11 protein-coding genes, 1 tRNA gene and 1 pseudogene are annotated in these 10,442 nt (G+C 59.0%); 8 read left to right on the forward strand and 5 right to left on the reverse strand.

The genetic code is table 11. The annotated features are described in order from the left end of the window. From DBR18_RS29085 to DBR18_RS11250, 4 genes and pseudogenes are all read right to left on the reverse strand, one after another. A pseudogene (locus DBR18_RS29085) lies at positions 1–596 on the reverse strand (alkaline phosphatase family protein); the annotation flags it as partial. A 72-nt stretch (positions 597–668) separates the two neighbouring features. Further along, positions 669–1,430, reverse strand: coding sequence for a hypothetical protein (locus tag DBR18_RS11240; protein WP_108590372.1), 762 nt, complete (start codon positions 1,428–1,430; stop codon positions 669–671). A 248-nt stretch (positions 1,431–1,678) separates the two neighbouring features. Next, a complete protein-coding gene (locus DBR18_RS11245) occupies positions 1,679–2,008 on the reverse strand; it encodes a hypothetical protein (protein ID WP_108590373.1) in 330 nt (109 codons plus the stop codon). 134 nt (positions 2,009–2,142) lie between these two features. Continuing rightward, a tRNA-Leu gene (locus tag DBR18_RS11250) sits at positions 2,143–2,227 on the reverse strand. Positions 2,228–2,335: 108 nt separating this feature from the next. On the opposite strand from DBR18_RS11250, the gene queA reads away from it, so the two are divergent. The 6 genes from queA (at position 2,336) to DBR18_RS11280 (ending at position 8,436) form a co-directional block, all read left to right on the forward strand. Further along, positions 2,336–3,400 (forward strand): tRNA preQ1(34) S-adenosylmethionine ribosyltransferase-isomerase QueA, encoded by a 1,065-nt coding sequence (gene queA / locus DBR18_RS11255; protein ID WP_007964414.1) that lies wholly within the window; start codon positions 2,336–2,338, stop codon positions 3,398–3,400. Between the two features lie 14 nt (positions 3,401–3,414). Continuing rightward, positions 3,415–4,530, forward strand: a complete 1,116-nt coding sequence (gene tgt / locus DBR18_RS11260; RefSeq protein ID WP_161794909.1) for a tRNA guanosine(34) transglycosylase Tgt — start codon at positions 3,415–3,417, stop codon at positions 4,528–4,530. Between the two features lie 43 nt (positions 4,531–4,573). Next, a complete protein-coding gene (gene yajC, locus DBR18_RS11265; protein ID WP_007956696.1) occupies positions 4,574–4,909 on the forward strand; it encodes a preprotein translocase subunit YajC in 336 nt (111 codons plus the stop codon). A gap of 64 nt (positions 4,910–4,973) precedes the next feature. Then, the gene (secD, locus tag DBR18_RS11270) at positions 4,974–6,842 is read left to right on the forward strand and encodes a protein translocase subunit SecD (protein WP_108590374.1); all 1,869 of its coding nucleotides are present in this window, start codon (positions 4,974–4,976) and stop codon (positions 6,840–6,842) included. 9 nt (positions 6,843–6,851) lie between these two features. Then, on the forward strand, positions 6,852–7,766 hold the full coding sequence (gene secF / locus DBR18_RS11275; protein WP_047599292.1) for a protein translocase subunit SecF: 915 nt from the start codon (positions 6,852–6,854) through the stop codon (positions 7,764–7,766). Positions 7,767–7,887: 121 nt separating this feature from the next. Next, entirely contained in the window at positions 7,888–8,436 is a 549-nt protein-coding gene (locus DBR18_RS11280) for a glycine zipper 2TM domain-containing protein (RefSeq protein WP_007964417.1), read from the forward strand. Between the two features lie 224 nt (positions 8,437–8,660). Here DBR18_RS11280 and suhB read toward each other — a convergent pair whose 3' ends face one another. Further along, the gene (gene suhB, locus DBR18_RS11290) at positions 8,661–9,479 is read right to left on the reverse strand and encodes an inositol-phosphate phosphatase (RefSeq protein ID WP_007964419.1); all 819 of its coding nucleotides are present in this window, start codon (positions 9,477–9,479) and stop codon (positions 8,661–8,663) included. A 145-nt stretch (positions 9,480–9,624) separates the two neighbouring features. Between suhB and trmJ the strand changes: the two genes are divergently transcribed. Together trmJ and DBR18_RS29090 are read left to right on the forward strand one after the other, a co-directional pair. Next, positions 9,625–10,395: a tRNA (cytosine(32)/uridine(32)-2'-O)-methyltransferase TrmJ gene (gene trmJ / locus DBR18_RS11295; protein ID WP_108590375.1), complete on the forward strand. Its 771-nt coding sequence runs from the start codon at positions 9,625–9,627 to the stop codon at positions 10,393–10,395. A gap of 3 nt (positions 10,396–10,398) precedes the next feature. Then, positions 10,399–10,442: hypothetical protein (locus DBR18_RS29090; protein WP_256588680.1), on the forward strand; the 44-nt coding region annotated here is incomplete at its 3' end.

Genomic DNA, 10,442 nt, shown 5'->3' on the forward strand with positions numbered 1-10,442 from the left:
CTGACCACGGCACCTTCGAGGTGTTCGTCGAACAGGTTGAGGCGTTCGATCAAGGCGTGAATCGCCCGCAACATCGGGCCGGCCACATCGTCGGCGTAGATCTGATCGCCGCTCATCATCAACAGGGCCGGGCGTTGTTGCGGATCGGTTTCTGTCGCCAGCAACTGATCGACGCAGAGTAGACCGTCCGCCGTCGGATGATGCGGCTTGCGGCAGGAGCCGTGCAGCAACTGATCGATTCGCGAACGCAGCACGAAGTTCGGGCATGTGGCATTGCCATACAGCAGATGTGGCGCCCATTCAGCTATGTGTTGCTGGTTATCGATGAGCAAGTCGTAGTCGATAAAGGTGTCGAGGGGAAGGGCACTTTCCAGGCTGACATCGATGAGGTGAATGAAGGCATGGTTGCCTACGGCGATGACCGTGCATCTCCCGGCGTCGAGAGGAATATCACCTACACCTTGCACGCGCAAAGTCAGCGTCAATTTGCGCGTGCCAACCAGCCACAGCACCAGTCGCGTGGGTTCCAGCCGACGTAGCAGTGGGCCAGCCAAAACGGGAGGCAGCGGATTCAGGTCGGCGGGTATCGGGGGCATTCGGGAGCGAAGCTCAAGGCGCACAGGCTGGCGATGATAGCGCAGCCTGCGCCGTGAACCCTTAAACGAGGCTTAAGAGCCGACCTTTTGCAGCTTCAGGTCCAGCAAACGCCAGTCGGCGTCATCCAGGTTCTTGGCTGCCACTCGTTGCATCGTGCAGTCGAAGCGGTAGGTAACGTCATCGCCGAGCATGTTTCGTGATGTCACACGATTGCTGATGGTGTAAGTCTGATCCTTGAAACGCTCCGAACTCGGGGCTGTGTCGGAAATTTCCGTCGAGGCCGGGAAGCGCATGACTTTTTGCACGAATGGCACGCACATGACTGAAGCGATCAAGGACTGATCGGCGTCGGGCTCCTTGCTGACCTGATTGCGCAGCGACGAAAACGCTTCGCCAAACTCGTCCTGTCGGGTTTTCTCAGAGAGTGAGTCCGCCAGCCGACCTCTGTAGTTCGGCAGCAAGGCCGAGTCGGGTGGTGAAGGCTCATTTCGTGGTTTACCCGCGACATAGGCCGGGAAATCGTCAGGGGAACGCGCTGGCGTTACGACGGTAACGGGGGCTGGCGTCGGCACAGCTTCACGTTCAGGTTCAGGCATCATCGCAGCCGGTGCAGCTTCTTGAGTCGCCGTGTCTGCGCTGTGTCTTTTCGCAGTTTTGCTCTGCGGCGCGAACAGTGACAGTGTGATGGAGAACACCACAATGCCGACAATGAACCCCGACCCGGCGCCGAGAACGTTACCGATGAACAGGTTCCAGTTGCCACGGTTCTTCACTACCCAGCGCCACATGAAACCCCACGCCGCCAGAAACGCGAGTAGACACAGAAACTCCATTCGATCCTTTCCTTAACCTGCCAAAGCCCTGAAACCGCGCGTGTTATGAGGCGCGCTCGAGATGGAGGGCAAGATAACAAAATAGTCGCTTCGCGCCACTCACTTCATGCGCGTCACGGGCTACACAGGCCCATGGTTGCTCGAGGCGGCGTGCCTGCTCTTTGCAATCGTCTTGATCCCGATGTTCGTCGCCTGCAATTGGAATGTTCAAGGCTCGGCACTAAAGGCTATGACGGTGGCGCGATGGATCAAAGGACGTCTTTCAAATAGATTTTGAGCGCAAGAAGTGGCTGGTCAAGCTGCTCCAGCGACTGCGCCTGCCTGAAGTCAGCTGACAGCTTGTGCAGTTCACGTCCCAGGGGTTTCTCGACGCCACCCAGCGCAACCATCGCCAATCCCAGACACTCGTTCATCTTGAATTGAATAGTCTGAACATCGCCACGTTTCACCAGCAACTCGAACACGTCTTTCTGGTAGTCACCCATGACCATGTCATCCCGCAGAATCGGGCTCAGGCCTTCTTCCTCGTAAGCGAGTTTGAGGGAGAACAGGGCGACGGTTTCCAGAGACGTTTCCATGCCAGGATCCTTGGGTGTTGTGTTAGCCAAGAAGGGAAGAGCAAAAGATCGCAGCCTTCGGCAGCTCCTGCAGCAGCGGCCACTTTTTGGCAGGCGAAAAAAAAGGCCTTGCTAAGCAAGACCTTTCTCAATTTTGGTGCCCCGAGGGAGACTCGAACTCCCACTCCTTTCGAAAACGGATTTTGAATCCGCCGCGTCTACCAATTCCGCCATCAGGGCTCAATGGCGGCGAAGTATAGAGAGGTGATTACCGTTGGTCAATCACGTTTCATGGTCAATTTTTGATAATTCCGCTAGACTTTCCGGCCCTGCTAGACGAACCCCATCATGCGCGTTGCTGACTTTACCTTCGAGCTTCCTGATTCGCTGATCGCCCGCCACCCGTTGGCCGAGCGTCGCGGTAGTCGCCTGCTGACCCTTGATGGGCCGAGCGGCGCCCTTGCACACCGTCAATTCACTGATTTGCTTGAGCATCTGCGCCCGGGCGATTTGATGGTATTCAACAATACCCGGGTGATTCCGGCGCGGCTGTTCGGGCAGAAAGCCTCGGGTGGCAAGCTGGAAATCCTCATTGAGCGGGTGCTTGATTCGCACCGCGTGCTGGCCCATGTGCGCTCCAGCAAGTCGCCGAAGCCGGGTTCGAAGATCCTTATCGACGGCGGTGGCGAAGCCGAGATGCTTGCGCGTCACGACGCGCTGTTCGAGCTGGGCTTTGCTGAAGAAGTGCTGCCGCTGCTCGATCGCGTCGGGCACATGCCCTTGCCTCCTTATATAGATCGTCCGGACGAAGGTTCGGATCGTGAGCGCTATCAGACCGTGTACGCCCAGCGTCTTGGTGCGGTGGCGGCGCCGACGGCGGGGTTGCACTTCGATCAGCCGCTGATGGAGGCGATTGCCGCCAAGGGCGTCGAGACCGCGTTCGTCACGCTGCACGTGGGGGCCGGCACGTTCCAGCCAGTGCGCGTCGACAAGATCGAAGATCACCACATGCACAGCGAGTGGCTGGAAGTCGGCCAGGATGTGGTCGACGCTGTGGCTGCGTGCCGTGAGCGCGGCGGGCGAGTGATTGCCGTGGGCACCACCAGCGTGCGTTCGCTGGAAAGTGCCGCGCGCGATGGCGTGCTCAAGCCGTTCAGCGGCGACACCGACATCTTTATCTACCCGGGCCGGCCGTTCCATGTGGTCGATGCCCTGGTCACCAACTTCCATTTGCCGGAATCCACGCTATTGATGTTGGTTTCGGCGTTCGCCGGTTATCCCGAAACCATGGCCGCTTATAAAGCCGCCGTCGACAACGGTTACCGCTTTTTCAGCTACGGTGATGCGATGTTCATCACCCGTAATCCTGCCCCGACTGCCCCTGAACACACAGGCCCAGAGGAAACAGAATGAGTCGCGAATGTCGCATGTCCTTTGAACTGCTTGCCACCGATGGCAAGGCTCGTCGTGGTCGTCTGACCTTCCCGCGTGGCACCGTCGAGACCCCGGCCTTCATGCCGGTGGGCACCTACGGCACGGTCAAGGGCATGTTGCCGCGTGACATCGTGGCCACCGGCGCGGAAATCATTCTGGGCAACACCTTCCACCTGTGGCTGCGCCCGGGCACCGAGGTGATCAAGGAGCACGGCGACCTGCACGATTTCATGCAGTGGAAAGGCCCGATCCTCACCGACTCCGGCGGTTTCCAGGTGTTCAGCCTGGGTGCGATGCGCAAGATCAAAGAGGAGGGCGTGACCTTCGCCTCCCCGGTCGATGGCTCGAAAGTGTTCATGGGCCCGGAAGAGTCGATGCAGGTGCAGCGCGATCTCGGTTCCGACATCGTGATGATCTTCGACGAATGCACGCCGTACCCGGCTGACGAAGACGTTGCCCGCGTATCCATGGAGCTGTCGCTGCGTTGGGCCCAGCGCTCGAAAAACGCCCACGGCGACAACACGGCGGCGCTGTTTGGTATCGTTCAGGGCGGCATGCACCAGGACTTGCGCATGCGCTCGCTGGAAGGTCTGGACAAGATCGGCTTCGATGGCCTGGCCATCGGCGGTCTGTCGGTGGGCGAGCCCAAGCACGAGATGATCAAGGTGCTGGATTATCTGCCGGGCATGATGCCGGCTGACAAACCTCGTTACCTTATGGGCGTTGGCAAACCGGAAGATCTGGTTGAGGGTGTGCGCCGCGGTGTGGACATGTTCGATTGCGTGATGCCAACCCGTAATGCCCGCAATGGGCATCTGTTCATTGATACAGGCGTGCTGAAGATCCGTAACGCGTTCCATCGCCATGATGATTCGCCGCTGGATCCGACCTGCGATTGCTATACCTGCCAGAACTTCTCCCGTGCTTATCTGCATCACCTGGACAAGTGCGGCGAAATGCTCGGCAGCATGCTCAATACCATCCATAACTTGCGCCATTATCAGGTGCTGATGGCTGGTTTGCGCGAGGCTATTCAACAGGGTACATTGGCCGCCTTTGTCGATGCCTTCTACGCCAAACGCGGGCTCCCCGTTCCGCCTTTGGACTGAGTTTTCTGACCCCAAGATTCAACATTTGCAACTGGAGTGCTAAATGAGCTTTTTTATCTCTAACGCCATGGCTGACGCCGCTGCACCGGCTGCAGCGCCTATGGGCGGCGGCTTCGAGTGGATTTTCCTGGTCGGCTTCCTGGTCATCTTCTACCTGATGATCTGGCGTCCACAGGCCAAGCGCGCCAAAGAGCAGAAGAACCTGCTGAGCAGCCTGCAGAAGGGCGACGAAGTGGTCACCACCGGCGGCATCGCCGGCAAGATCACCAAAGTGGCCGATGACTTCGTGGTTCTGGAAGTTTCCGACACCGTGGAAATGAAGTTCCAGAAGGGCGCCATCGCCGCCACGCTGCCAAAAGGCACGCTGAAAGCGATCTAAGGTTCCAACTTCTACTCAATCGACGGGGCGCGCAAGGCGCCCCGCGTTCATAACGGGCGGCGTGATGCTGAACAAATATCCTCTGTGGAAATACATTCTGATCCTGGCGGTGCTGGCGATCGGTCTGATTTATTCCGCTCCCAATCTATACCCCGATGACCCGGCCATTCAGATCAGCGGCGCCAGCACGGCTCTGCAGGTCAATCAGGCCGATCTGGATCGCGTCAGCACCGCGTTGCGTGAGTCCGGAATCAACGTCAAGGCAGCCTCGCTGGCGGCCAACGGCAAGGGCGGTCTGATTCGTCTGACCAAGGCTGAAGACCAGCTGCCGGCCAAGGACGTTGTGCGCAAGGCATTGGGTGATGACTACGTCGTCGCACTGAACCTGGCACAAACCACCCCGCAATGGCTGCGCAACCTCGGCGCGCACCCGATGAAACTGGGTCTGGACTTGTCCGGTGGTGTGCACTTCCTGCTCGAAGTGGACATGGACAAAGCCCTCGACGCCCGCCTGAAAGTCTACGAAGGCGACGTCAAGAGCCTGCTGCGCAAAGAGAAACTGCGTTATCGCAGCCTGCCGCAACTCAATGGCGCCATTCAGCTGGGCTTCAGCGATGCTGACTCCCGCGAACAGGCCCGTGCACTGATCCGCAAGAACTTCAACGATTTCGACATTGTTCCGGCCGACCTCAACGGTCAACCGGTGCTGCGTCTGGCGATGACCCCGGCCAAGCTGGCGGAAATCCGTGAATACTCCATCAAGCAGAACTTGACCACGGTACGTAACCGCGTCAACGAGCTGGGTGTTGCCGAACCGATCGTCCAGCGTCAGGGCGCCAACCGCATCGTGGTTGAGCTGCCAGGCGTGCAGGACACTGCCGAAGCCAAGCGTATTCTCGGCAAGACCGCCAACCTCGAGTTCCGTCTGGCTGCAGAGCCGGGTGCTTCGAAAGCCACTTCGGAAACCTTCGAGTTCCGTGAGGGCAAGCGTCCACCTGCGCAGATCGAACGTGGCCTGATCATCACCGGTGACCAGGTGACAGACGCCAAGGCCGGTTTCGGCGAGCACGGTACGCCTGAAGTGAACATCCGTCTGGATGGCCACGGTGGCGAGCTGATGAGCCGCGCAACCCGTTCGAACGTCGGTCGCAGCATGGCGGTGATCTTCATCGAGCAGCGTCCGGTGACTACTTACACCAAGCAGGTTGTCGATGGCGTCGAGAAAGACGTGCCGGTGCAGACCTTCAAGGAAGAGAAGAAGATCATCAGCCTGGCGACCATTCAGTCGCCGCTGGGTGCGCAGTTCCGTATCACCGGCCTGAACGGCCAGGGCGAATCGTCCGAACTGGCGCTGCTGCTGCGTGCCGGTGGTCTGGCCGCGCCGATGTACTTCGCTGAAGAGCGCACAATCGGTCCAAGCCTGGGTGCTGACAACATCACCAAGGGTATCGATGCATCGCTGTGGGGCATGTTGTTCGTTTCGCTGTTCATCATCGCCATCTACCGCTTCTTCGGTGTGATCGCGACCGTCGCTCTGGCGGTGAACATGGTGCTGCTGCTGGCCTTGATGTCGCTGCTGGGTGCAACGCTGACCCTGCCGGGTATCGCCGGTATCGTGTTGACCATGGGTATGGCGGTCGACGCCAACGTGCTGATCTTCTCGCGGATCCGTGAAGAGATCGCCGCCGGCATGACCGTGCAGCGTGCAATCAACGAAGGCTTCGGCCGGGCATTCACCGCGATTCTCGACGCCAACCTGACCACTCTGCTGGTCGGCGGCATCCTCTTCGCCATGGGCACCGGCCCGGTGAAGGGCTTTGCAGTGACCATGTCCCTCGGGATCTTTACCTCGATGTTCACGGCCATCATGGTGACCCGCGCAATGGTCAACCTGATCTTCGGCGGACGTGACTTCAAGAAGTTGTGGATTTAAGGGGCTGCCATGTTACGTACAATCAACTTCATGGGCGTTCGCAACTTTGCGTTCGGCGTCACTGTGTTTCTCACCGTTCTGGCCTTGTTCAGCGTTTTCCACAAGGGCATGAACTGGGGGCTGGACTTCACCGGCGGTACGCTCATCGAGCTGACCTACGAGCGTCCGGCCGACGTCACCAAAGTGCGTGAGCAACTGGTGACTTCCGGTTACCACGAAGCCATCGTGCAGAACTTCGGTGCAACCACCGACCTGCTGGTGCGCATGCCGGGTGAAGACCCGCAGCTGGGCCATCAGGTGGCGGACGCCCTGCAGAAAGTCGGCGGCGATAACCCGGCGACGGTCAAACGTGTCGAGTTCGTTGGTCCGCAGGTCGGTGAAGAACTGCGCGACCAGGGCGGCCTCGGCATGCTGCTGGCGCTCGGCGGCATCCTGATCTACCTGGCTTTCCGCTTTCAGTGGAAATTCGCGGTCGGCGCCATCGTTTCGCTGATTCACGACGTGATCGTGACCGTCGGTATCCTGTCGTTCTTCCAGATCACCTTCGACCTGACGGTGCTGGCGGCGGTACTGGCGATCATCGGCTACTCGCTGAACGACACCATCGTGGTATTCGACCGGGTTCGCGAGAACTTCCGTGTGCTGCGCAAGGCGTCGCTGATCGAGAACATCAACATCTCGACCACCCAGACCCTGCTGCGCACCATGGCGACGTCGATCTCCACCTTGCTGGCGATCGCTGCGCTGCTGTTCTTCGGTGGTGACAACCTGTTCGGCTTCTCCATTGCGCTGTTCATCGGTGTTCTGGCGGGCACCTACTCGTCGATCTACATCGCCAACGTGGTGCTGATCTGGCTGAACCTGAGCACCGAGGATCTGATTCCTCCGGCCAACACCGAGAAAGAAGTCGACGACCGTCCATAACGGCCATCGTTTCTCCGGCTGTCAGCCCAAAAAAGGCGCGAGTTGAACTCGCGCCTTTTTTTATGCTCCAAGGCTGGGAGAAGCGCGGGCGCGTCCCGCATGTGATGGTCAGGAGGTTCATGTGAACAAGTCGTTGCTGGTTGGTGCGGTATTGGGTGCTGTCGGTGTAACTGCCGGGGGTGCTGTTGCCACCTACAGCCTGGTTAAAAGCGGCCCTGAGTATGCGCAAGTGCTGGCCGTTGAACCGGTCAAAACACAGATCAAGACTCCACGTGAAGTGTGCAAGGATGTTGCGGTAACCCGGCAAAAACCGGTGCAGGATCAACACCAGATCCTCGGCACGGTAATCGGTGCTGTCGGCGGTGGTTTGCTGGGTAACCAGATCGGCGGCGGCAACGGCAAGAAGCTGGCTACGGTCGCGGGTGCGGTCGGTGGCGGTTATGCCGGTAACAAGGTGCAGGAAGGCATGCAGAACCGTGACACCTACACCACTACTCAGACTCGCTGTAACACCGTGAATGACATCAGTGACAAGGTCGTCGGTTACGACGTGCGTTACTCGCTCGATGGCAAGGAAGGCAAGGTGCGGATGGATCGCGATCCGGGCAACCAGATTCCGGTCGACAAGGAAGGCAAGTTGATTCTGTCGCAGAATCAGCCGGGTCAGTAAGGGCCGACTGTTTTAACAAGAAGCACCCTGCGGGGTGCTTTTTTGTGGTTTGCAGTTAAACCAATCCCTCCTGTAGGAGCTGCCGAAGGCTGCGATCTTTTGACTTTGTTTTTTAAGAGCAAGATCAAAAGATCGCAGCCTTCGGCAGCTCCTACAGAGGGGGAATTGAATCGCAGGCATAAAAAAAGCACCCCGAAGGGTGCTTTTTGCGTTTCGCGGGAAGCTTAGCGCTTCAGCGAAGCCGGCAGGTGCGGCTGGATCGCCGTCAGAACTGCCTTGAAGCATTTGGTGTTGCCGGCAACGATGTGGCCTTTTTCAAGGAAATCGTGACCGCCGGTGAAGTCGCTCACCAGGCCGCCTGCTTCCTGAATCAACAGGGCGCCTGCAGCCATGTCCCACTCGGACAGGCCCGACTCCCAGAACGCATCGAAACGACCGGCGGCCACGTAAGCCAGGTCCAGGCTGGCGGAACCGGCGCGGCGGATGCCGGCAGTCTGGCCGACCAGGGCGCGGAACATGCCCAGGTAGTTGTCGAGGTTGTCCATCTGGTCGTCACGGAACGGGAACCCAGTGCCCAGCAGGGCGCCTTCGAGGCTGGTGCGACCGCTGACGCGCAGGCGGCGACCGTTCAGTTGAGCGCCGCGACCACGGCTGGCGGTGAATTCTTCCTGGCGAACCGGATCCAGAACCACAGCGTGTTCCAGGCGACCACGGTATTTGCAGGCAATGCTGACAGCAAAGTGAGGAATGCCGCGCAGGAAGTTGGTGGTGCCGTCCAGTGGATCGATGATCCACAGGTACTCTTCGCCTTCGATACCGTTACCGACGTGCATGCCGGTCTCTTCACCCTGGATCGAGTGATTCGGGTAAGCCTTGCGCAGAGCATCGATGATTTTCTGTTCGGCGGCGCGATCGACCTCGGATACATAATCCTTGGCGTCTTTTTCGTCGACCTTGATGGTATCCAGGCGCTCGATGGAGCGGAAGATCAGTTCACTGGCGCTGCGGGCGGCGCGCAGCGCGATATTCAGCATGGGCTGCATGGATGTGTCACCTAAGGTTGTTAAAGAAAGCCGCGCATTCTATCAGAACTTTTCTTCAGGTGAAGGTCGCTGTTCGCTTTCATAGCTTAACGGTAGGCTGTTCTGTAAGATTTGCACCCCTTTCCTGTGTCCGAGAGCGCCTCCCTTGCTGCAGAACATTCGTGTCGTCCTGGTCAATACCAGCCACCCCGGCAACATCGGCGGGGCCGCGCGCGCCATGAAAAACATGGGTCTGTCGCGGCTGGGGCTGGTCGAACCGCGCCTGTTTCCGCATCACGAAGCCGATGCGCGTGCTTCCGGTGCCGGGGATATCCTTGAAAACGCACAAGTCGTCGCCACCCTGGAAGACGCTTTGGTCGGCTGCAATCTGGTGCTCGGTACCAGCGCCCGTGACCGCCGCATTCCCTGGCCACTGCTCGATCCCCGCGAATGCGGGAGCAAAGTGGTCGAGGAAGCGGGGCAGGGCGCGCAAATCGCGTTGGTGTTCGGTCGTGAAGACTCCGGCCTGACCAACGAGGAGCTGCAGCGATGTCACTTTCATGTGCACATTCCCTCCGATCCTGAGTTCAGCTCGCTGAACCTCGGGGCGGCGGTGCAGGTGTTGAGCTATGAAGTGCGCATGGCCTGGCTGGATGCTCAAGGGCAGCCGACCAAGATCGAGAAAGAAGAAGTGGCCTCGGTGAAAAGCGCCGAGCTCGCGACCATGGATGAGCTGGAGCGCTTCTACGAGCATCTGGAGCAGACGCTGGTCGCCATCGAATTTCTTGATCCGGAAAAGCCGCGGCACTTGATGGCGCGCCTGCGCCGGTTGTACGGACGCAGCTCGGTCAGCCGGGCGGAAATGAACATTTTGCGTGGCATCCTCACGGAAACCCAGAAAGCGGCCCGTGGTGAGCTTCTTAAGCGGAAGGACTGAATGATGTTTGAGCGTTTGCGTGAAGATATCCAGAGCGTATTCCATCG

Source organism: Pseudomonas sp. HMWF021 (assembly GCF_003061005.1).
Classification (GTDB): domain Bacteria; phylum Pseudomonadota; class Gammaproteobacteria; order Pseudomonadales; family Pseudomonadaceae; genus Aquipseudomonas.